The 20,766-nt window shown below is 69.6% G+C and carries 20 protein-coding genes; 18 read left to right on the top strand and 2 right to left on the bottom strand.

Going from position 1 to position 20,766, the window contains the following annotated elements; all coding sequences use genetic code 11:
- Window positions 1-161: 161 nt before the first annotated feature.
- The 12 genes from ACOGJB_RS04450 to ACOGJB_RS04395 all read left to right on the top strand — a co-directional run bounded on the left by ACOGJB_RS04450 (window position 162) and on the right by ACOGJB_RS04395 (window position 11,139).
- Entirely contained in the window at window positions 162-2,072 is a 1,911-nt protein-coding gene (locus ACOGJB_RS04450) for a hypothetical protein (RefSeq protein WP_419839610.1), read from the top strand.
- Window positions 2,069-4,345 carry a hypothetical protein gene (locus ACOGJB_RS04445; RefSeq protein ID WP_419839609.1) on the top strand — a complete coding sequence of 759 codons (2,277 nt, stop codon included), beginning with the start codon at window positions 2,069-2,071 and terminating at the stop codon, window positions 4,343-4,345. The genes ACOGJB_RS04450 and ACOGJB_RS04445 overlap by 4 nt, the downstream gene beginning before the upstream one ends.
- Window positions 4,342-5,073 carry a hypothetical protein gene (locus ACOGJB_RS04440; RefSeq protein ID WP_419839608.1) on the top strand — a complete coding sequence of 244 codons (732 nt, stop codon included), beginning with the start codon at window positions 4,342-4,344 and terminating at the stop codon, window positions 5,071-5,073. Before ACOGJB_RS04445 ends, ACOGJB_RS04440 begins: the two co-directional genes overlap by 4 nt.
- A 3-nt stretch (window positions 5,074-5,076) precedes the next feature.
- Complete coding sequence (locus ACOGJB_RS04435) at window positions 5,077-7,113, top strand: ATPase, T2SS/T4P/T4SS family (protein ID WP_419839607.1); 2,037 nt, start codon at window positions 5,077-5,079, stop codon at window positions 7,111-7,113.
- The gene (locus ACOGJB_RS04430; RefSeq protein WP_419839606.1) at window positions 7,107-7,880 is read left to right on the top strand and encodes a hypothetical protein; all 774 of its coding nucleotides are present in this window, start codon (window positions 7,107-7,109) and stop codon (window positions 7,878-7,880) included. Before ACOGJB_RS04435 ends, ACOGJB_RS04430 begins: the two co-directional genes overlap by 7 nt.
- 55 nt (window positions 7,881-7,935) lie before the next feature.
- Window positions 7,936-8,703, top strand: a complete 768-nt coding sequence (locus tag ACOGJB_RS04425; protein WP_419839605.1) for a type II secretion system F family protein — start codon at window positions 7,936-7,938, stop codon at window positions 8,701-8,703.
- A gap of 178 nt (window positions 8,704-8,881) precedes the next feature.
- Entirely contained in the window at window positions 8,882-9,079 is a 198-nt protein-coding gene (locus tag ACOGJB_RS04420) for a hypothetical protein (RefSeq protein ID WP_419839604.1), read from the top strand.
- Between the two features lie 58 nt (window positions 9,080-9,137).
- Window positions 9,138-9,554: a hypothetical protein gene (locus ACOGJB_RS04415; RefSeq protein WP_419839603.1), complete on the top strand. Its 417-nt coding sequence runs from the start codon at window positions 9,138-9,140 to the stop codon at window positions 9,552-9,554.
- Between the two features lie 48 nt (window positions 9,555-9,602).
- Window positions 9,603-10,142 (top strand): hypothetical protein, encoded by a 540-nt coding sequence (locus ACOGJB_RS04410; RefSeq protein WP_419839602.1) that lies wholly within the window; start codon window positions 9,603-9,605, stop codon window positions 10,140-10,142.
- 70 nt (window positions 10,143-10,212) lie between these two features.
- Complete coding sequence (locus tag ACOGJB_RS04405) at window positions 10,213-10,602, top strand: hypothetical protein (protein ID WP_419839601.1); 390 nt, start codon at window positions 10,213-10,215, stop codon at window positions 10,600-10,602.
- Between the two features lie 4 nt (window positions 10,603-10,606).
- Window positions 10,607-10,828, top strand: a complete 222-nt coding sequence (locus ACOGJB_RS04400; RefSeq protein ID WP_419839600.1) for a hypothetical protein — start codon at window positions 10,607-10,609, stop codon at window positions 10,826-10,828.
- The gene (locus ACOGJB_RS04395) at window positions 10,825-11,139 is read left to right on the top strand and encodes a hypothetical protein (RefSeq protein ID WP_419839599.1); all 315 of its coding nucleotides are present in this window, start codon (window positions 10,825-10,827) and stop codon (window positions 11,137-11,139) included. The genes ACOGJB_RS04400 and ACOGJB_RS04395 overlap by 4 nt, the downstream gene beginning before the upstream one ends.
- A 45-nt stretch (window positions 11,140-11,184) precedes the next feature.
- Here the strand turns inward: ACOGJB_RS04395 and ACOGJB_RS04390 are convergent, their stop codons facing one another.
- Both ACOGJB_RS04390 and ACOGJB_RS04385 read right to left on the bottom strand, forming a co-directional pair.
- A complete protein-coding gene (locus tag ACOGJB_RS04390) occupies window positions 11,185-11,601 on the bottom strand; it encodes a PIN domain-containing protein (RefSeq protein WP_419839598.1) in 417 nt (138 codons plus the stop codon).
- Window positions 11,598-11,804, bottom strand: coding sequence for a CopG family transcriptional regulator (locus tag ACOGJB_RS04385; protein ID WP_419839597.1), 207 nt, complete (start codon window positions 11,802-11,804; stop codon window positions 11,598-11,600). Before ACOGJB_RS04385 ends, ACOGJB_RS04390 begins: the two co-directional genes overlap by 4 nt.
- 419 nt (window positions 11,805-12,223) lie before the next feature.
- Here ACOGJB_RS04385 and pyrR point away from each other — a divergent pair, with 419 nt between their 5' ends.
- From pyrR to ACOGJB_RS04355, 6 genes are all read left to right on the top strand, one after another.
- The gene (pyrR, locus tag ACOGJB_RS04380; RefSeq protein WP_419840680.1) at window positions 12,224-12,769 is read left to right on the top strand and encodes a bifunctional pyr operon transcriptional regulator/uracil phosphoribosyltransferase PyrR; all 546 of its coding nucleotides are present in this window, start codon (window positions 12,224-12,226) and stop codon (window positions 12,767-12,769) included.
- The gene (locus ACOGJB_RS04375) at window positions 12,766-13,839 is read left to right on the top strand and encodes an aspartate carbamoyltransferase catalytic subunit (RefSeq protein WP_419839596.1); all 1,074 of its coding nucleotides are present in this window, start codon (window positions 12,766-12,768) and stop codon (window positions 13,837-13,839) included. The genes pyrR and ACOGJB_RS04375 overlap by 4 nt, the downstream gene beginning before the upstream one ends.
- The gene (locus ACOGJB_RS04370) at window positions 13,832-15,193 is read left to right on the top strand and encodes a dihydroorotase (protein ID WP_419839595.1); all 1,362 of its coding nucleotides are present in this window, start codon (window positions 13,832-13,834) and stop codon (window positions 15,191-15,193) included. The genes ACOGJB_RS04375 and ACOGJB_RS04370 overlap by 8 nt, the downstream gene beginning before the upstream one ends.
- Window positions 15,190-16,368 carry a glutamine-hydrolyzing carbamoyl-phosphate synthase small subunit gene (gene carA / locus ACOGJB_RS04365; RefSeq protein WP_419839594.1) on the top strand — a complete coding sequence of 393 codons (1,179 nt, stop codon included), beginning with the start codon at window positions 15,190-15,192 and terminating at the stop codon, window positions 16,366-16,368. Before ACOGJB_RS04370 ends, carA begins: the two co-directional genes overlap by 4 nt.
- Window positions 16,369-16,476: 108 nt before the next feature.
- Window positions 16,477-19,818 carry a carbamoyl-phosphate synthase large subunit gene (gene carB, locus ACOGJB_RS04360; protein WP_419839593.1) on the top strand — a complete coding sequence of 1,114 codons (3,342 nt, stop codon included), beginning with the start codon at window positions 16,477-16,479 and terminating at the stop codon, window positions 19,816-19,818.
- A 25-nt stretch (window positions 19,819-19,843) separates the two neighbouring features.
- Window positions 19,844-20,764, top strand: a complete 921-nt coding sequence (locus ACOGJB_RS04355) for a dihydroorotate dehydrogenase (RefSeq protein ID WP_419839592.1) — start codon at window positions 19,844-19,846, stop codon at window positions 20,762-20,764.
- Window positions 20,765-20,766 lie beyond the last annotated feature (2 nt).

Raw genomic sequence — 20,766 nt, 5'->3', positions numbered from 1 at the left:
ATGGCATGACACGACTCGCCTAGAACTCGCCATGACTCCCCAGCAACGGCCCCGACGAAGTGAGGCGGCTGCGGGAGCGAGTTCTCAGGAGTGGTGCGATGGTCATGTTTCGATGCCCGAGGGTGAAGGGTGGGCGCCGAGCGCGTGCCGCAGCGGCTGTGATGGCGGTGCTTGGGGCCGCATGCAGCCCGGGTGACCCCGAACCAGTCGATCTCGACCCATCCATCTCAGCAGCGCCGAGCGTTGCCACCACCGAGGTGGATGCCGAAGCGCTGCAGCCGCAACCGGCCACCGATCCACGGCCGCTGCCGCAATCGGCCACAGATCCACGCAGGATCATCTCTGGCGACGGCAGCTTCCCGGTCTACCTGCCGACGCAGCAGCCGCCGGATCTGCCCTCTGCGATCAGCATCTACGGCGGGCGCATCTGGGTGCCGTGGCCGCCATATCCCGATCCGGCGGAGACCGACGCGCAGCAGGTGTCCGGTTCGCACTCGGAACTCGATGCCGACGTGCAGGCGGGTCGCCGCTTCGTCGTTGAGCGTCGGGCTCGATGGGACACGATGCCGCCATATCTGCCTTCTGTGCAGGCTGCATTCGCCGAGGGCACGCGGGTTGCGCGGCGGCGTGCGGGCACCGAGTCTGCTTGGGAGCTCGTCGTGGACACCGCCGGTCTGAGCCACGAGACGCGACTGACCGAGGATCGGTCGGCCGCCTACGACCACGTGTCACTGTGCCCGCCGCACCCGACCGCAGAGGTGCTGGGTGTCGACGTCGGCGATACCCCAGCCGAACGCGATCGGGCCGGCGCTGCAATCGCGGCCTTCATCGTGGGAATGCGCTCGCCCGGCGGCCGCCCGATGCACTCATGGGGAACCACGGTCAACAACGTGGCCCTGCTGCTCGTGTACAGCCCCGGTGAGCCGATGGAGCTTGCGCTCGGCGGTCACAGCCACGCCGACATCGGGCTGTTCCCAGGTGACTGGTCTACCCAGGCCAAGCAGTGGCTGACCCGGCGGGCAGCCCAGGGTGCCGTCACAGACTCGCTGGTCGGCCACGCGGTGCTGAGCGTTGGTCCTGAGACGCTGTGGGAAGCGTGCAGCGATCTGGCCACGATCATCCCCGGCGTGTACACCGCGTCCCACCGCACCCAGCGGCTGGAGTCGCTGTGGGCCCGCGGACTGCGGCTGGAATTCACCGCGCCGCCTGTTGAGCGGGCATGGATCGCCGACATCAGCTCTGCGGGCCATGCGCTCGCAGTTGTCTGCCATGAGCCTGGGCAGTCGTTTCTGATCGATGCCTCGACAGGTGAGCGACTCGATGCCGGCGCCGAACACCCAGCGCAGGTGGAGGCCATGTGGCTTACCTGGTCGCGTCACAGCTACCGGGTGCTGCGAAATGCACTTTTCGAGGGCGCCTGTGAGAGCGAAGCCTTCGGTCGCGCTGTGCAGTGGCTGGCTGAGGCCAAGGACACCCGCGCTGCCACGGTCGATTGGACCGAGCCGCGTGCTTGGGGCTCGGGCGTGCGCAACCAGTGGATCGCCGTCCGCGAATGGGTGGAGGTGCCCCAGTCCGAGGCGTGGCAGGCGCACCGCGATAACGGGTGGCACTTGGCGTTCTGGTGCCAGACCGGCATTCCCAACGGCACATTGGTCAACGGCGAATTGCGGCGGCCTGAGCTAGAGCCGCATTGCACCCCTGCGCAATGGAGCGCGATGGCCGAGGCAGCGGCGGACGCGCCTGAAGTGACCACAGAGCTCTCCGCCACGATCTGGGAAACCGGCGCGAGCTGGCACGAGCGCATGTATCTCTCGCCGTTCAAGTCGCTCGAGCAGGTGCTCGGATGCCCTGCGGATCCCGACCTCATCGAAGAAGCGCTCGCACGGCCGATTGAGCGACAGGCCAAGAAGCCGTGGCCGCCGGGCTCGCTGCCGCTCACCGAGGCCGGGCGTGCGTATCCGCGGCCGATGCCGCCGTGTCCGCAGGCCGGCTGGCCGCCGCAGACCGACCGCTACTGGTGGCCCGCCTCAGCACCGTTGGCCGAAGCATCGCCGGCTGAGGCGTCGTCATGAGCGACCCGCGTGGCTTGGCGGCCGAGCCTCGTGGGGGACGTGGAGGCGGCGTGCGGCACGCGGCTTGGTGGACGCTTGCCGTCCTGGGGGCGGCGCTCCCGCTGGCAGTGATGACTGAGAGCGACGATGCTGCCGCGGCGCAGACATCGGTGGCGCCGGTGCTGAGCTGCGGCGGGGGCATGGTGCTCGACAGCGCCAGCGGGACATGCCTCACCCAGCGCACCGAGACCGCGCTTCGCCCCTCGTCGTGCCCGGCTGGCGCCACGAGGGTCGGCGGCGAGTACGGCGGCCATGTGTGCCAGACCAAGGTGACCACAACGGTGAACACCGGGCGGACGCGGCAGGTCTACAGCCACACGACCTATTCGAAGGTGTGGATACCGACAGGCACCGAGACCGTCCAGACCGGCACGAATCGCGCTTGGGTACCGCCGCGCACGACAGTGGAGCCGCTGGTGCCTCCCGTGCGAGTGCGCACCGGCACGTCCCGGCGGTGCGACTTCGATCCCGTCCTCGGCGCACAGTTCAACTGCCGGAATGTGCCTGTGTACGGGTACCGGACGTCGCAGACGGTCACCATCCCGGGCTATTGGAGCGAAACGCCCATCTACGAGACGCGTGAGACCGGCTACTGGGATCGGGTGCCGACGATCCATTACACGACCGTGCCCGTCTATGAGACGGTCGTCGAGTGGGTGACCTCGGCGGTGACGCCGGGCCCGTGCCCCGCCGGATGGCGGTCCGCGGGGAGTCAGTGTTCGCGCACCGTGCTGGGTCCGCCGTCAGCGGCGCCGGCCCAGAGCTGCCCGTCGGGCACTGCGCCCCTCTATGGGGATGCGTTCGACGGCACGGGTCCTTCGGTGCTGACATGCCAATTGACTGCGCCCAGCTCAGAACCTGACACCGCCAACGAACAGGAGGACAGCGGCGGCTCGGAGACCTCGCCAGACGGCGCGCGTCCGCTGCACCATCTCGCCGGCGAGAGCGATGAGCGGCTCGCCGAACTGGGCATCCACCGGTGCGCTGACGGGCTGCTGTCCTACGTGCCCTGCGACGAGCTGCCGGGACGTACCTGGGAGAGCGACCCCGGCACCTGCGACGGCATCGACGGCACGACGTACCGGCCCGACCATGGAGGGAGCTGCGTCACCGAGAGCGACCTGCTCAACAAGTGCACGACGCCCGGCGACTGCTCCGAGACCACCATCCGCACCTACTGCCCTGCGATCGGGGAGCTGGCAGACACGCAGATACAAGAGCACGCCCACCCCGATCGCGGCGCGGAGACCTACCGGGTGTGCATCTTCGACTGTTCGAGCTTCGCGACGCTGCCCCCGTACGTGCAGTCGCGCATCAATGGCTCCTACGACTACGCCTGCCTGCCGGCGCCCGAAGAGGAGCCATCGCCGACCACCACCAGCACGACGGCCCCGACCACGACCACCACCACCGAGCCTGGCGAAGAAGACAGCGACGGCGACGACGACCGTGACGAGGACGACGACCCGGGCGACCCGCCCGATGTCGACCAGCGCGATACGACCGAGCCCGACACGACCGAGCCCGACTCCACTGAGCCTGACACTAATGAACCCGATACCACCGAGCCCCCCGACGACGAGTGCGCATCGGTTCCCCCGACTCGTGCTGCCGCCGGCGCCCTCAGTGGGCTGACGTTGGTGTCCCATGTCCGCGCGGCCAGCCCCGGCACGTCGCCGCAGCGACACCTGCCCGGCGGCGGGCGCTACCTGCAAGTCGCCCCCGGTCGCGGCTGGGTCGAGGTCGGCGGCTCGGTCGAGGTCTCCGAGCGGGAGTGTCGGTGGGCCGCGACATGGGTGCGTGCTTCGTGGGAGGACCTGCGGCCGTGGGAGGCCACCGATCGTCAAGCCATGGAGGCGAGTGCCGACACGCGGCACCTGGTGAAGCGGTGGGATTCGCTCAGTGCCGACCAGCAGCAGCTCGTGAAGCGGTGGCGGCCCAATGCCGTACGGGCCGGGATGGCATGCACGGTCGGCGACGCCTCCGGATCGGGCGCATCGACGTCGTGCGGGTGGGTGCTCGCACATCCGGCGGCATACGAGTGGGGAGCACAGATGTGCTTTGAACTCAAGGAGGGGGAGGGCAGATCGCGGTTCGCGCCGTCGCGTGGTCGCAAGCCCGCTGCGACCCATCCGTGCTGGGTGTCAGTCGCCTCAGGGGTGGACTGGATTCGCTCGGTCGGCGACTACGCCGACGGGCGCGTGACCATTGCCCAGAGCGGGAGCGGCTCGTGACTCTCGCGGGGCCGGCGGGCTACGCGGGCGACGATCAGCCCCCGCGGCGCGGCGGCCTGGCTCGGCACGGCCCTGAGCCATGGCGCCTCGGGGCTGCAGTGCTGATCGTTGCCACCGTGGTGGCCGCCATCTGGCTGTGGGGTCGCCCGCACGCGGCGCCACCGGCCGCGCTTGTGGCAGTCGCGTCCGAGCCGTGGACGGCGGGCCAGCCGCCGGGCGCGTTCGAGGTCGTCGAAGTGGCAGCACAGCTCGCTGATCAATTTGCTGATCCCGACTCCATCGCGGGAAGCGTCGCAACCCATGACATCCCGTCGGGAACGTTCGTAACGCCTGGCTTGCTCGGACTCGCGGGCGATGTCAGCGGCGCTCTCACCGCGATGCGCTTCGCGGCGGACACCACGGCATGGCCGGCACCTGGTCCGAGCGCTGGCAGCCGGGCCGTGGTATCGGGCGTGCTGGGGGGCTGCGCGCTCGACGTGACCACCTTGGCAGGCGGTGCCGAGGGGAGCATCGTGGTTCGCGTCGACGCGCCTGGGGCTGCTCGCTACGCGAACGCTGCCGAGCTCGACGGGCTCGTGGTCTGGCCGGCGCCGCCCGATGGCTGGCCCGAATGCCGATCGCCGAGCGCTCGCACCGGCGTCGGGTCCGCATTCGGCGGCCGGACGCCGACTGGATTCGCCAGCGCGGCTCCGTCGGGGGCGCCATCTGAGGAAGCTGCGGGGGGCTGAGGCGTGCTGCTCGTGCTGTGCGACGACGCCATGAGGCCTGCGGCGCGTGACTGGTGCCGTGACGCATTGCACACAGGGCTGTCCGCCGCTGCGGGTCGGGCCTTCATCTGGTCGGACATGTCTTCGACATCGCTCCCTGAGGCCTCGGGCGAGCCGTGCGTGGTGTGGCTGACCAGCAGTGCCGAGCGCGATGTCGTCGCGGCGGCTGCTGCGGCAGCCAGCGAGATCGTGCTGCTGCTCGCTTCCTCTCTCGGATTGTCCGCAACCCGATCCAGCGACGGCACCCAGGCGACGCAATCCTGGCATGCCGCGTTGGCGGTCACGGTGCCGCGGGTCGCTGTCTGGCTGCCTGCTGCCGACGGGGATCGGGGAGATCCCACGGGCGAGCTCTCCGAAGCGCTCGGGGCGGATCGGGTCGTGCGCATCAAGCGGATGGGCAAGCGCAGCGCCTACCGGCAGATGCACCGGCTGGGCCGCTCGCTGACATCGGCTGCATGCGCACCCCAGCGGCTCGACCGTTCCGACGGCGCCGTGCGGCGGCGCAATGCCGCCCGCGCCGCCACCGATGCTCTGGAGGACCTGCTGGCCGAGCCAGACGTCGAGGAATTCCAGATTCGCGGCGGGGAATCCATGCTGGTCCAGTACGCCGGGGGTCGTGTCGAGCGCCGCCCGTCGCCGTTCGCTGCCGACGAGGACCTCGTCGAGGCGGTGCGGTTTCTCGCCGGCTACTCCGGCGACCGCCCGCAGCGTTTCGACGAATTGGACCCGCGCCTCGATGTGCGTGTCGGGGATCGTTGGCGGCTGCACGCCGAGGCATTCGTGACCAGTCCGCCGAACGTGGTGCTGCGTTCCAATATGGCCGGTCGGATCCGTCTCGACGATCTCGGTGTTGCTTCACCGGAGCTGGGCAGCGTGCTGATCGAGGCCATCACCGGTCGGGTGCGGGCGAATGTTGTGGTGGCAGCGGCTATGGGCGGCGGCAAGACGACGCTGTGCCAAGCGCTGCTCGCCGCCGTGCCCGATCACGAGCGCATCGACACGATCGAGGACACCCCCGAGCTGCGCCTGCACGAGTACGGCATTCACCCCAACACCTACGAGCGATTGACCCGCGATCCCAACCAGGACGGTCACGGGCGCCATTCCATGGCCGATCACATCCGGGATGCCAAGCGGGCCAATGCCGCCAAGCTCGTGGTGGGCGAGATCCGCGGCGAGGGCTGCGAGGCGTTGCTCGACGCCATGTCGTCGGGGCTGGACGGCTGCCTGGTCACGCTGCACTCCCAGCCCGGCAAGGGCGTGCTCGAGAAGCTCGTCGCCTACGCCTGCTCGGAGGGCGCCGAGCCTGACTACGCCCGCCGCCAGATCGCGGCGGCAGTGGATCTGTGCGTTTGGCTGGGCCGCAATGACGCCGGCGAGCGCGTCGTCGCAGACGTCACCCAGCTCACCGGCATCGACGAGCTGTCGGGTGTCATCTCCACGACGTGCCTGTGGGCCCTGCGTCGGGGTGATCGCTGGGCGACGCCCCGAGGCCGTCCCGTGGGCCGAATGACGCAGATCTACGGCGCCGCCGGCGTCGCATTCGCCAGCGAGCCCCTGCCGCACGGCCCGACGCTGTTCTCCCAGATCGTCGACACACCGGCACTCGACCCGGCGACGGCCGACGCACTCGCTTCTGAGCGACCGCTCTCGCCTGCGTCTGCCGAAGCCTTGATTCCCGAGCCCGCACCCGCTGGCGGCCCCGCGCTCCGCCCCGGCATCGGCAACCTGGCCCCATCGCCGCAGCCGTCTGAAGGGCCGCAATTCGATGCGGGCCCAGTCGCAGCACCGGCGCCGGCTGAGCCGCAGCCAGATCCGCCGATGTTCGATGCGGCGCTCTGCGCAGAGACGAACGGGGGCGACGCCCTGTGGGATCCGGGACCGCTGGTGCCGATTGATGACCCGCCGCCCTACGAGCCCCTCGTCGACGAATCGTGGTCGCGCAGGTCAGTGTCCGACGGTGTCGGCGACGACCGCCGTGTCGAGGAGGCTGCGTGCTGAACTTCGCAGCACTCGGCGCGGTCGGTGCGGGCGCCGCACTGTGGACCCTGTTTTCTGACGTCGTCCCGGTTCGGCGTGCCGAGCGCACCTCGCTTCGCTGGCCGTGGCTCCTCAGCGGGGCAGCGGCCTTCGTCGCGGGCTCGCTGCTCGGGCCCGCCGCGGCCGGCTTGACGGCTGCCGTCGTGGGCGTCGGCGCGTGGTGCGCTGCGACAGTCGTGCGCAGCCGCCGGCGCGTGGCTGCAGCGGAGTCGGTAGCGCAGTTCGCAGCGGTCCTGGCGAACCAGGCGCAGGTCTCTCGAACAGTCGTGGACGCGCTTGAAACGTCGGCGCCGCTGGCCTCCGGACCGATCGCCCAGACTGCGGCCAAGTTCGTGGCGGAATGCCGCAGCATCGGTGTCGAGGCGGCAGCCCAGCGGTTCGCGGCCGGCGACGAGGGTGAGGTCGCAGCGTGGCTGGCGGATGCCGTGGCTGTGGCCGCGTCCAGCGGCGGTGAGTGGGTGCCGATCCTGGAGGTCGTGGAGTCCGAGGCGGCAGAGGCCGCTGCAACCGCCCGACACTTCCACCGCCACGTTGCGGCAAACCTGCCCCAGCTCGGCCTTGCCGCCGCGCTCGGCGCGGCCGTCGCGTTGGGCAGCGCCCTCGTGAGTCCAGATGCCTGGGCATGGCTGAGCGGGCCGCAAGGCCAGCGCGTCGGCCTCGCCGCAACCGTGGTCGGCGTCGCCCTGTGCGCCCGCCCGCTCGCGTCAGCGTGGGAGATGCTGCGATGAGCGGCACCCTCCTGCTTCTCGACTGTTCGCCTGCTGCGGCCCGGGAGATCCTCGAGTGAGCGGTCCGCTTCCACCGCTCGGCACTGTCGCGCTGTGGGCTCTGGCAGGGTTTGGCGCGTTGGCCGCGCTCGGCACGCTCTTGGCGACTGAACGCAAGCGCCGCAACCGCCGGAGCTTGGCCGCGTTGGGCTGGAGCACCGCTCGTCTCACGATGCTCACTGTCGCTGTGGCAGTCGCGGCCATCGCGGTGGGCTTCGTGGCCGGGGCACGGCTGCCTGCACAAGGCGCAGCCTCGCCTGATTCAGCCATGGCGTGGTCGCTGCTGGTTGCCGTTGTGGCGTCGTGGGTTGTGCCGGCCGTGATCACCAGTGCTGTGCTGTCGGGTCATCGCCGCCGGCTGGACGGGGCCGTGCTGCTGTGGCTGCGCCGCATCCGCTTGTTCGTCGCAGCCGGACGGCCCATCGGCGTGGCCGTGCTCGACGCGGCGGAGCGAGTCACCGACCCGGCATTTGCACCAGCCGCCGGTGCCGTCAACGCAGCGGTTATCGGTGGCCGCGACCCGCTCGCTGCGGTAGCGGCGCAACTCGCCGATTCGCCGACCGCCTCGCTGCTGTGCACGGTGGACGCCGCCGAACGATCCGGTGCTGCCGCATCGCAACTGCTCGACCGCGTCCTGGACCGTGTGGTGCGAGCCATCGACGACCGCCGCCGCGAAGCCATCGACCGCCTCGGCCGAACCGTCGGCGCATCGGCCTCGCTGCTCGCCGTCGTGGCCTCCGCCGTCGTCATGGTCACCATCGTCATGACCCTGCCGAGCGTGTGAGGCCGCTCGCCATGCCCTGCCGTCGCCATGAGCACTGCCACCGCGTCTTCGCGGACGACGAGCGAGCGCCTCTCATGGCATCGCCGGCGGGGTGCGCCTGCGCCATCCCGCCTGCCGGATTCGTTCCCTGAAACCCGCAAGTCCCAAACACCCGAAGAAACGGCCAAGGAGCCAACTCATGGATTCACCAGTCACCAAGCTGATCTTCATCGCCGCCGCGGTCGCCGCCTCAGTACTGGTGGTGACGGTCATGTGGACCACGCTGGGCAACAACGCCCCTCAGTCCACTGACGACGAAGTCAAGTACTCGAAGATCCAAACAGAGGCGCTGTGCAAGGCCGTGGGCGGCACTTGGGCCAGCAATGCGTGCAGCTAGCAGCCCCTGTGTACCGACGAGTTCTTGCCTTCGCCTGTCGATGATGGGGTAGGCGGGTATGGACGGCCCAATATCGATCCTGCGCCTGTTCAGCGTGTTGGCGGTGTTCATGGCGCTGGTGATCTCGCTGTTCACCCGACAGGTCGGCGCTGCAGCGGCGCAGGGCGCGGCCGACGCCGCGGCCATCGCCGTGACCGATCTCGTCCCGCCAGACTGGGACTGCAGCGAAGCGAGCCTTCCCGTCGATGCAACGACCACAGCGGCACAAGCAGCAGTGGACCGCACGGCGCAGCTCGCCGCTGTCCAGCCCACGGCTGTCGACGTGCGGGCCGATGGCACATGCTCGGTCATCGTGTCGGTCCGTGTCGCTTCCGACGGCTGGCTTGGATCGCGCGGCGCTCTCGGCGTGGCCTGTCGCCGCCCGCCATCCGCCACCGGCGCCGCGCTTCGAGCTCCCGTGGCACCGCCATGCTGAGCACAGCAGACAGCCATCCGGTCTGGGAATGGTGTTGCCGGTCGCCTCGTGACCGCACGGCTCGATGCTGGCCTGCTCGGCGCCGACGCAGCGGAGACGTGTCGTTCGGTGGCCGCACCGTTCGTGAGCAACAAGTTCGGGCCATGTCGTCTCAGGGGACGCGGGCTCATGGATGAGAGCGTCGGGATGCTCAGTGCGGCGGCCGTGCTGGTGTTCGGCATCTGGCTGGTGGACTACTCGGGTGACGCGACCCGTGCTGCGGGCAGCGTCCATGCGGCCAGCGTCGAGGCGGCGCATTACGCCGCGAGCGCCCTCTCGTCGCCGCCGGATATCAGCGCTGCCGAGCTCGACGGCCATGCCGCAGATATCGCGGCGCGCGTCGTCGGTGCTGCGTCCGTGTCTGACTGCGACATCGCCGATGCTCGCTTCGACGTCGCCGCGGCAGTGCACCGCCTGCCAGGTGACCCTGCACCGGCAGCACTCAGCGTCGAAGTGACCTGCCCGCTGGCGGTGTCGCCGCTCTTCGCCGACACCGTCCGCGCCCGAGTCGCCGTGCCCGTGCCAGCGCGCGCAGGTACAGGGTCGTGACCTCGCTGCCTAATGCCGCCGGGCACGCCGGTGCTGCGACGGCCGCAGTCTTGCGATTGAGCGCCCCGACATGAGCACGCCCCTCGTGGCGCTGGCGCTGGCTGCGATGTGCGCACTCTTCAGCGCTGCCGCAGCAGACACCGCCCAGGCCATCGGGCTGCGCAACCACGCCGCGAACGAGGCCCGACGGGTGGCGACGGTCACGCTCGACTCGTGCGCCGTCGGCAACGCCACGTCCCAGAGGTGCACGCTTCCGCCGGGTTGTGCCGCTCCGGCCTGCGGAGTGTGCCGGCACGGCGACGCCGTGCGAGCCGATGTGTCGCTGGACTGGTCGCCCGTGATCCTGCGAGGCCTCGCCCCAGCACACGGCCGCCACGCGCTCGACCTCAACAAGCTCAACGTCGGCCACCTCGCTGGCACCAGTCTCGCCGTCTGCACTTCGCCGAGTTCCACACCCTGACGCAGTGATCCCGTCCGTCGCAGCGAGCGCGTATAAGCACGGGATTTCTGAAGAGGACATCTTGCACGCCTATCGCAATCCGATCCGGTTGTACTACCAACACCATCGAGTGCTGCTCGTCGGCGGCGGTTGGGGCGGGAACATCTTGGAGATCGGCGTCGAAGAGTGCGAGGAGCGAGACGTCATCATCCACGCGATGCCGGCGCGGGATAAGTTTCTCCAATGAGCACAGCCCGCCGTCCGGCTGAGGAGATCCACTCACGGGCTGATGAGCTGGCGGTTTGGTTCGAGGGCTTCGATCCTTCCGAGGCGCACGAGGTCCCCGTCGCCGAGTACCTGCTCGAGCGAGCTGCGCGGGCCCAGACCTTGTGCGAGCGTGAAGTCGCCTTGGCAGTCGGCGAGGCGCGCGCCGGCGGTGCCACTTGGTGTCGGATCGGCGAGATTCTCGGCGTGGGCGAGCGGCACGCACGCGAGACGTACGGTTCCGGCGAAGATCAACCGGCCGAGACTGGCACGGCGCACCCAGTCGAACTCTGACGACGAGATTCACCCTGCTCACACCGGGCTCTCATTCGAGCTCTGCTAGTCCGGAACGATGTTGAGCGGTTCGCCGGCGAGGGATCGCAGTGCGCCGAAGTGCCTGCGGTCCAGCGTGAGGATGGTGTCGGTCCCGTAGCGCGCGGCGAGCACCACCAGCGAAGCATCGGTGATTCCGATACCGAGGCCTCGGTATCGAGCGATGAGATCTGCGGCCAGCGCGATGTCGGCGGCGCTCATCGCAGCGAGTTCGTAAGCGCCTCCGGCCAGTTCGGCCAGCACAGCCAACTCGGCGTCGACGCCCTTGCGCGTGGCCACGAGATAGTCGAGCTCGGCCACGACGTACGGCGAGACGATCATCAGCTCGCCGTGGGCTTTGAGCCATGCACTCACGTCATCGTGCTGGGCGCCCGATTCGCTGTAGAACGCGACCAAGGCGCTGGTGTCGGCGACGACGGTCACTCGCCGAAGCCCGTGAGCAACTCGTCGACTTCGAGCGCCCATGCGCTGTCGCCCCCGATGATGCCCGATCGGGGGGCGGGCCGCGTCACGGCGTCGGCGACGGCTTGGCGGATCACCTCGGCTTCGGAGCACGACCGAAGCCGGGCCTCGCGTTCTATACCGGCCTTGATCTTCTCAGGAAGGTAGACGGTGGTCTTATGCATGCCATATATGGTACCAGTGCCAGCACATCGTGGGCCGACACTGTCAGAACTCTGCATGAGGCGGCTCATACACGAATTGTCGATGAGTCGCTCTGCAAATCCTGGGTTAGTGGTCACGTAGATTGTTGGTTAGCCACAATGCAGATTGCGGGTTAGTAGGCATGCAGATTGTCGGTTAGCCACTATGCAGATTGCGGGTTAGTGGGCATGCAGGTGGCCGTTCAGCCAAGCCGAACTGCGGGAATCCGCCGAGCAGTGCCCGCACAACGTGGTCGAGCAGTGGTCGGCCCGCCTTCGGAGCGCAATTGCACGCTGGGTCGGGGGAGGCCCGCGCTAGGGTGCGGTTCTGACCGTGAAGCGGGTCCGGTGAGGCCCGTACGGACAGGAAGGACCTGCGCGTGGCAGACCGCGAGCGACGTATGACGCCCCCCTTTGGGGGCGTTTTCGTTGCCCGGACCACCATTCTCGATTCCAGCGGGATCCACCGGGCGCTCACCCGCATCAGCCACGAGATCATCGAGCGCAACGAGGGCCTCGACAACCTTGTGGTAGTGGGCCTGCAGACCGGCGGCGTGCAGGTTGCGCTGCGGATCGTGCGCCTGCTGTTCGAGATCGACGGCACCGACGTGCCCTTCGGCACGCTCGACGTGGTGATGCACCGTGACGACATCGCGCTGCGCCCGGTCATGGCCGAAGCCGTCACCGACATCCCCTTCGACCTCGACGCCATGACCGTCGTGCTGGTCGACGACGTGCTGTTCACCGGCCGCACCATCCGCGCCGCGCTCGACGCCCTGAACGACTTCGGGCGGCCCCGCGCCGTGCAGCTCGCCGTGGTGATCGACCGCGGCCACCGAGAGCTGCCCATCCGCCCCGATTTCGTCGGCAAGAACCTGCCCACCGGCCGTGACGAGATGGTGGACGTCACGCTCGAGGGCGTGCTGCTGGGGGAGATGCGCAAGTGAGCGGACACCTGCTGACGTTGGGCCAGCTGGGCACTGACGGCATCGCCGAACTGCTGTCGCTCACCGATCGATTCGTCGAAGTGGGCCGCCGGCCGATTCCCAGAGTGCCAGCGCTGCGGGGCCGCACCGTGGCCACGATGTTCTTCGAGGAATCCACGCGGACCCGGCTCGCCTTCGAGACGGCTGCCAAGCGGCTCTCGGCCGACGTGCTCAACTTCTCGGCGGCCTCGTCGTCGCTGGCCAAGGGCGAGTCGATCCGCGACACGTTCGAGACCGTCCAGGCGATGGGCATCCATGCGGCGGTAATACGGCATCGCAGCGCCGGGGTGCCCGCCCAGATCGCCCGGTGGGCCGATGACGGCGTCGCTGTGCTCAACGGCGGCGACGGGTGGCACGCCCATCCCACTCAAGGCCTGCAAGACGCCTACACGCTGTGGCGGCACTTCACCCCGATGACCGACGGCCAGCCAGGCGCCCCCGATACTGACGAGCCCACGCTGGCCGGGCTGCGCATCGGCATCGTCGGCGACATCGTGCACAGCCGCGTGGCTCGCAGCGACATCGAGGCCTACACCGCCCTCGGCGCCAGCATCGTGCTGGTCGCACCGCCGACGCTGCTGCCCGCCCAGCCGCGTGATTGGATCGACTGCTGGCTCCCGACCGAAGCAGCCAAGCGTGTCGAGATCACCCACAGCCTCGACGACGTGCTCGACGAACTCGACGTGGTGGGTCTGCTGCGCTGCCAGCGCGAGCGCATGATCGACGGGCTGATCGGATCGGTTCCCGAGTACGTGGCTCGTTACGGACTCACCGCCGAGCGAGCCCAGCGCCTGGCACCCGACGCGGTCATCACCCATCCCGGTCCGATGAACCGCGGCATCGAGATCGCCGGCGCGGTCTTCGAAGACCTTGCGGCGAGCCGCGTGCTGGTCACCCAGCAGGTGTCCCACGGCGTGGCCGCCCGCATGGCCGTGCTGTTCCGCCTGATCGGATCGGGAACAGCGCTGCCGAGCGCAGACATCACCGGGGCCGAACCCGCCGCGGCGTCAACGAGCCAGGGCGGTGCTTGAAGTGTCGGAGACGCCGCTGCCGACCGCCGGTGAGCCGTTTGTGCTCGCGGGCGGCGAGATCGTCGAGCGTGCTGGTCGCCGGCGTGCGGACATCACCGTCGCAGACGGACACATCGCCGCAGTGGACCCGCCCGGCACAGACCGCCACGGTTCCGTGCACGTCGTCGATGCAACCGGATGCGTCGTCGCCTCGGGTCTGATCGACTTGTTCGCACGTCTCGGCGAGCCGGGTAACGAAGAGGCCGAGACCGTCGCCACCGGCGCTGCGGCCGCAGCACTCGGCGGGTTCACCGCCGTGCTCGCACAGCCCGACACCGACCCGCCGCTCGATCGGTTGGGACAGCTTGCCGAGCTGCGCCGCAACGCTGCCGCGGGATGCTGCGCCGTCATCGCGGCTGCCACGATCACCGCCGACCGGGCCGGGCTGCGCCTGTCGCCGATGGCAGAGTTGGCCGACGCTGGTGTCCGCTGGTTCACCGACGTGTGCCCGCTGGCAGACATCGGCCTGCTGCGCCGCGCGCTGCAGTACGCCGGGCCGCTCGGCGCAACCGTGTCGGTGCGCCCAGCCACGGCGCATCTTCACGGAACGGCCGCCGTTGCCGAGGGCGCAGTGTCGGCACGGATGGGCCTGGCGGGCGAACCCGCAGCCTCCGAAGAGCTCGCCGCCGCCGCCGCCATCGGCGTTGCACGGCTCACCGGAGGGCGCCTGCACCTCGACCGCATCAGTGCGGCCCGCACGGTCGAGTTGGTGCGCGCCGCCAAGGCCGAGGGCTTGGACATCTCTGCATCGGTCACTGCCGAGCACCTGCTCTTCGTCGACGCCGATGCCGACGGCTACGACACGCTCATGCGCGCCGAGCCGCCGTACCGCACCTCGGACGATCAGGAGGCGCTCATCGCCGGTGTCAGCGACCGCACCATCGACGCCGTGGTCAGTGGCCACTCCCCGGTGCCGCCGCAGGCAAAGGATCTTCCCTTCGACGAGGCGTTGCCCGGCGTGGCGGCGCTGGAAACCTGCGCTGCAATCGTCTTCGGCCACCCCCGGATCAGCCTCGAAACAGCGTTGGACGCGCTCGCCTGGCGACCCGCCGAGCTGACTGGCGCCACGCATCTGGGCGGAGGTGCGATCGAGTCCGGGCAGCCGGCCAATCTCGCGGTGCTCGATCTTGATCGCCCGTGGACCTTGGCCGAGCGAGGTTCGGTCTCGATGGCGCGCAACACCCCGCACCGAGACCACCAGATGGACGTGATGGTGACGGCGACAGTCGTTGCCGGACGTCTTGTCGTGGCCGGCGGTGCACTGCGCAGCCCTGCCGGTACCGTCGCTGCGCTCGCCGCAGGAACGACCCGATGACCGCAGCCGCAGACAACCTCGCCGCACCCGCGCCCGGTGCACTGGTCCTCGCCGACGGAACGGTCTTCGAGGGCGAGACGATCGGCGCGCTCGCTCCTGAGCCGGCGGGGACGGCCTCGGGCGAAGTCGTGTTCAACACGGTGATGACCGGCTACCAGGAGGTCATCACCGACCCGTCGTACGCGGGCCAGATCATCGCGTTCACCTATCCCCATATCGGCAACTACGGAACAACGGCCGCCGACGCGGAGTCTCGCCGTCCCTTCTGCCGTGGCGTCGTTGTCCGCGATCTGGCCCGCCGCCGCTCCAACTGGCGTTCCGACAGCGACCTCGACGCCTACCTCACCCGCCACGGCATCGCCGGCATCGCCGGCGTGGACACGCGGCGGCTCACACGACATGTGCGCGACTGCGGCGCCATGCCCGGAGCCTTCGGCCCCGCGCCCGACGATGCGGCACTGGATCGGCTCGCTGCCGAAGCCCAAGCCGAGCCCGGCACCGCGGGGGTCGATCTCGTCAGCGAGGTCACCACCGCCGAGCCATACACCGTCGGCGACGGGCCGTGGCGCGTCGTCGCCTACGACCTGGGCATCAAGCGCGCCATTACCGCGAATCTCGGGCGCATCGCAACCGTCGAGGTCGTGCCGGCCGGCACCGCCGCGGACGAGGTGCTCGCCCGCGAGCCCCACGGCGTGTTCCTCTCGAACGGCCCCGGCGATCCCCAGATGGCCGGCAGCGTCACCACCGCGCTGGGCGATCTGCTCGGCGAGGTGCCGATCTTCGGCATCTGCCTCGGCCAGCAGGTGCTCGGGCTCGCGCTCGGAGGCCGCTCCTACAAGCTGCCCTTCGGCCACCACGGCGGCAACGTGCCGGTGCGTGACGAGTCCACCGGCCGCATCGAGATCACCAGCCAGAACCACAACTTCGCCATCGAGTCGGGCTCGGTGCCCGGGGTCGACGAGACCCACGTGTGCCTCAACGACGGCGCGCTCGAAGGCTTCGCCTGTCGCGACCTGCCCGCCTTCTGCGTGCAGTATCACCCCGAGGCGAGCCCCGGCCCGCATGACTCGCGCTACCTCTTCGATCGCTTCGCCGACCTCATGTCGTCGTTCTGGGGCAGCGCTCGCCGGCCCAACGGTGCTGCCAGTCGTCTCGGAGGACGCGCCGATGGGTGAACCCTCTCGTTGCCGTGCCTACTGTTTCGCGCTCTTGTTCGCTGTCGCTCACGGGCCGCTCGGGCCACGGCTGTGCCTGTCGGCGCAGCCTCTTGGGGGATCGAACTGATGCCGCGCCGCGACGACATCAGCTCGATCCTCATCATCGGCTCGGGGCCGATCGTGATCGGCCAGGCCTGCGAGTTCGACTACTCGGGCACCCAGGCTTGCCGTGTCCTGCGCGAAGAAGGCTACCGGGTGGTGCTGGCCAACTCGAACCCGGCCACGATCATGACCGACCCCGAGTTCGCCGACGCCACCTACATCGAGCCGCTCGACGCCGCGGTGCTCGAGGCGATCATCGCCCGCGAGCGCCCCGACGCGCTGCTGCCCACCTTGGGCGGTCAGACGGCACTGAATCTCGCCACCGAGCTCGCCAACAGCGGCGTGCTCGACCGCTACGGCGTCGAGATGATCGGGGCGTCCGAGCAGGCCATCGACACCGCCGAGGACCGCGACCGCTTCCGCCACGCGATGACCGAGATCGGCCTGAAATGCGCCCGCTCGGCCATCGCCCACAACATGGACGAAGCCAGCGAGGCCATCGACGAGATCGGCCTGCCGGTCATCATCCGCCCCGCCTACATCCTGGGCGGGGAGGGCACCGGCTTCGCCACCACGCCCGAGGAGTTCGCCGCAGCCGCAGCGGCGGGCCTCGACGCCAGCCCGATCAGCGAGATCCTCATCGAGCAGTCGGTGAAGGGCTGGAAGGAATTCGAGCTCGAGGTGATGCGCGACCGCGCCGACAACTGCGTGGTGATCTGCTCCATCGAGAACTTCGACGCCATGGGCGTGCACACCGGCGACTCGATCACCGTCGCCCCCACACAGACCCTGTCAGACGTCGAGTACCAGGAAATGCGCGACGCGGCCTTTGCCTGCATCCGTCGCATCGGCGTCGAGACCGGCGGCTCGAACGTGCAGTTCGCCGTCAACCCCGCCAACGGCACCCAGATCATCATCGAGATGAACCCCCGAGTCAGCCGCAGCTCGGCCCTGGCGTCGAAAGCCACAGGCTTCCCCATCGCCAAGATCGCCGCCCGACTCGCCGTGGGCTACACGCTCGATGAGATCACCAACGACATCACGGGCGAGACGCCTGCCAGCTTCGAGCCGACCATCGACTACGTCGTGACGAAGATCCCGCGCTGGGCATTCGAGAAGCTGCCCGGCGCGTCCGGTGTGCTCGGACCGCAGATGCAATCGGTGGGCGAGGTGATGGCCATCGGCCGCACATTCCCTGAGAGCCTGCAGAAGGCGCTGCGCAGCCTCGAGCAGGGCCGCTTCGGCCTCAACGCCGACGCAGGCGAGGCGCAGTACGCCAAGCGCTCCACTGCCGAGCTGGCAGATGCGATCTGCACGCCCACGCCCGAGCGAATCTTCGAGATGGGGGAGCTGCTGCGCCGCGGCGCTGATCCCGACGAGATCTGCGCCGCCACCGGTGTCGACCCGTGGTTCGTCGACCAGATGCTCGCCATAGTCGACGAACGTGCCGCGCTCGAGGCCGCCGGCAGCCCGGGCAAGCTCGGGCGCCGCGCTTGGCGCCGGGCCAAGCAGCTCGGCTTCGCCGATGCGCAGCTCGCATGGCTGTGGGGAGTGAGCGAAGCCGACGTGCGCGCAGCGCGCCTCGATGCGGGCGTGCGCGCCACGTTCAAGACCGTCGACACCTGCGCAGCCGAATTCGACGCCCGCACGCCGTACCACTACTCCACCTACGAGGACGAGGACGAGATCCGTCCCGGCACCCGCCCCCGCATGATCATCCTGGGCTCAGGCCCCAACCGCATCGGCCAGGGCATCGAGTTCGACTACTGCTGCGTGCATGCCAGCTTCGCCCTGCGCGAGGCCGGCTATGAGACCGTGATGGTGAACTGCAACCCCGAGACGGTCTCCACCGACTACGACACCTCCGATCGCCTGTACTTCGAGCCGCTCACAACCGAGGACGTCCTCAACATCATCGATGCGGAAGACCCGGTCGGCGTCATCGTGAGCCTCGGCGGCCAGACGCCGCTCAAGCTGGCCGCTGAGCTCCCTGCGGCGCTGGTCTGCGGCACACCCGCCGACTCCATCGATCTGGCCGAGGACCGCGAGCGCTGGAACGCGCTGTGCGCGGCGCTCGCCATCCCGCAGCCGCCCGGCGGCACCGCGGCGGGTCCGGCCGAGGCGGCGGCGATCTGCGCGCAGATCGGCTTTCCGGCGCTCGTGCGCCCCAGCTATGTGCTGGGCGGTCGGGCCATGACCATCGTCTACGACCACGACGAGCTCGCCGCCACCATGGCCGAGCTGGCGGAATTCTCCTCGCTCGGGCGCGAAGGCGGGCTGTCGGCGCAGCGGCCGGTGCTCGTCGACCACTTCCTCGAAGACGCCATCGAGGTCGACGTCGACTCGCTGCGAGACCGCACCGGCGCCTGGATGCTCGGCGGGATCATGGAGCACGTCGAGCAGGCCGGTGTGCACTCGGGCGACAGCGCCTGCGCGATCCCGCCGCAGAGCCTCGGCATCGAGACCCAGCAGACCATCGTCTCCCACACCCGCCAGCTTGCCGAGGCGCTGGGCGTGGTGGGGCTGCTGAACGTGCAGTTCGCCGTGAAGGCCGGTGAGGTCTTCGTGATCGAGGCCAACCCCAGGGCGTCACGCACCGTCCCGTTTGTGGCGAAGGCAACCGGGGTGTCGCTTGCGAAGGCAGCGTCGCGCGTGATGGCGGGCGAGACGCTGGACGAACTCGAGGCGGCGGGGATGCTGCCCGGGTGGGCCTGCAACGGCCAGCTTCACGCCGCGGCGGGAGCGCCGCGCCATGTCTCGGTCAAGGAAGCCGTGCTGCCCTTCGGCCGGTTCCCCACGGTGGACACCGTGCTCGGCCCCGAGATGCGCTCGACCGGTGAGGTCATGGGCATCGACGCCAGCTTCGGTCTGGCATTCGCCAAGAGCCAGATCGCTGCGGGAGACGCACTGCCCTCGAGCGGCACTGTGCTGCTCACCCTCGCCGACCGCGACAAGCCCGAAGGGCTCGAGGTGGCACGCGTGCTGATCGGGCTCGGCTTCGAGATCGCCGCCACATCGGGCACTGCGGAGTACCTGCGCTCCAGCGAGGTCAGCGTCGCTGTCGAAGTGGCGAAGCTGTCGGTGGACGGCCACGAGACTTCGCCCGGCGAGGACGCTGTCCAGCTGATCTCAGCCGGCCGGATCGATCTGATCGTCAACACGCCACGCGGCCGTGGCGCCCAGCTCGACGGCCGCCACATCCGCGCGGCGGCGAGAGCCCACCACATCCCCTGCCTGACCACGGTCGCCGCCGCCCGAGCCGCTGCGACTGGCCTGCGCGAGTGGCTCGCCAGCGACTTGCAGGTGCGGCCGCTGCAGGAATTCCACGCAGAGTTCGATGCGTCGATGCGGCGCGACCATGCCTAGAGGGCGGGCCGCCCTGCCAATCGACATGACCGTGCGGATCGGCAGCGTGGAGCTGCCCAGCCCCGTCATGACTGCCTCTGGCACTGCCGGCTACGGCACCGAGATCGGCGCCTACGTCGACCTTGCCTCGCTGGGCGCGGTCGTGACCAAATCGCTGTCCCCGTTCGACTGGGCAGGCAATCGGGCGCCGCGGGTGGTGGGCACGCCTGCGGGAATGCTCAACGCGGTGGGCTTGCAGAACCCCGGCGCGCAGGCATGGCTCGAGCATGAATTGCCGCGCCTGCAACGCACGGGCGCACGCGTCGTAGCCAGCATCTGGGGCCGCACCGTGAACGACTACGCCGCCGCAGCCCGAACGCTCGCGGGCGCCGGCCTCGCTGCACTGGAGGTGAACGTGAGCTGCCCGAACCTCGAAGGCCGAGGCCAGATGTTCGCCTGCGACCCCGTCGCCACCGCTGAGGCCGTCAGCGCATCCGGCGCGGCAGGCGTGCCGGTGTGGGCCAAGCTCACCCCCAATGTCACCGATCTCGTCGAGATCGCTGAGGCGGCCCTGGGCGCAGGCGCCGAGGCGCTCACGCTCGTCAATACCGTTCTCGGGATGTCGATCGACCCCGAGACCGCGCAGCCCACGCTCGGCAATGGCGGCGGCGGGCTGTCGGGCCCGGCCATCCGGCCCGTGGCGGTGAGGGCCATTTACGACGTGCGGGCGACGCTGGGCGACGTGCCGATCGTGGGTGTGGGCGGAGTGGCCAAGGGGGAGCACGCCGCCGAGCTCATGGCAGCCGGCGCCAGCGCCGTCCAAGTCGGCACCGCATCGTTCTGGGACCCCAGGGCGCCTCGAAACGTGGCAAACGAGCTGGCTCGCTGGTGCCGGCGCCACAAGTTCTCCCGCGTCGCGAGCCTGACCGGCCGCGCCCACCGGCCCGGCATCGAGCCGCAGCCGTGAAC

Source organism: Candidatus Poriferisodalis sp., from assembly GCF_965208895.1.
GTDB lineage: Bacteria > Actinomycetota > Acidimicrobiia > Acidimicrobiales > Poriferisodalaceae > Poriferisodalis.
This window is presented reverse-complemented; position numbering and strand designations above follow the sequence as displayed.

Excerpts from the sequence above, each read along its gene's own strand:
- ACOGJB_RS04450 (WP_419839610.1), top strand. The coding sequence starts at position 162 with ATGGCGGTGCTTGGGGCCGCATGCAGCCCGGGTGACCCCGAACCAGTC.
- ACOGJB_RS04445 (WP_419839609.1), top strand. The coding sequence starts at position 2,069 with ATGAGCGACCCGCGTGGCTTGGCGGCCGAGCCTCGTGGGGGACGTGGA.
- ACOGJB_RS04420 (WP_419839604.1), top strand. The coding sequence starts at position 8,882 with ATGGATTCACCAGTCACCAAGCTGATCTTCATCGCCGCCGCGGTCGCC.
- ACOGJB_RS04415 (WP_419839603.1), top strand. The coding sequence starts at position 9,138 with ATGGACGGCCCAATATCGATCCTGCGCCTGTTCAGCGTGTTGGCGGTG.
- ACOGJB_RS04405 (WP_419839601.1), top strand. The coding sequence starts at position 10,213 with ATGAGCACGCCCCTCGTGGCGCTGGCGCTGGCTGCGATGTGCGCACTC.
- ACOGJB_RS04395 (WP_419839599.1), top strand. The coding sequence starts at position 10,825 with ATGAGCACAGCCCGCCGTCCGGCTGAGGAGATCCACTCACGGGCTGAT.
- ACOGJB_RS04385 (WP_419839597.1), bottom strand. The coding sequence starts at position 11,804 with ATGCATAAGACCACCGTCTACCTTCCTGAGAAGATCAAGGCCGGTATA.
- pyrR (WP_419840680.1), top strand. The coding sequence starts at position 12,224 with ATGACGCCCCCCTTTGGGGGCGTTTTCGTTGCCCGGACCACCATTCTC.
- carA (WP_419839594.1), top strand. The coding sequence starts at position 15,190 with ATGACCGCAGCCGCAGACAACCTCGCCGCACCCGCGCCCGGTGCACTG.
- carB (WP_419839593.1), top strand. The coding sequence starts at position 16,477 with ATGCCGCGCCGCGACGACATCAGCTCGATCCTCATCATCGGCTCGGGG.
- ACOGJB_RS04355 (WP_419839592.1), top strand. The coding sequence starts at position 19,844 with ATGACCGTGCGGATCGGCAGCGTGGAGCTGCCCAGCCCCGTCATGACT.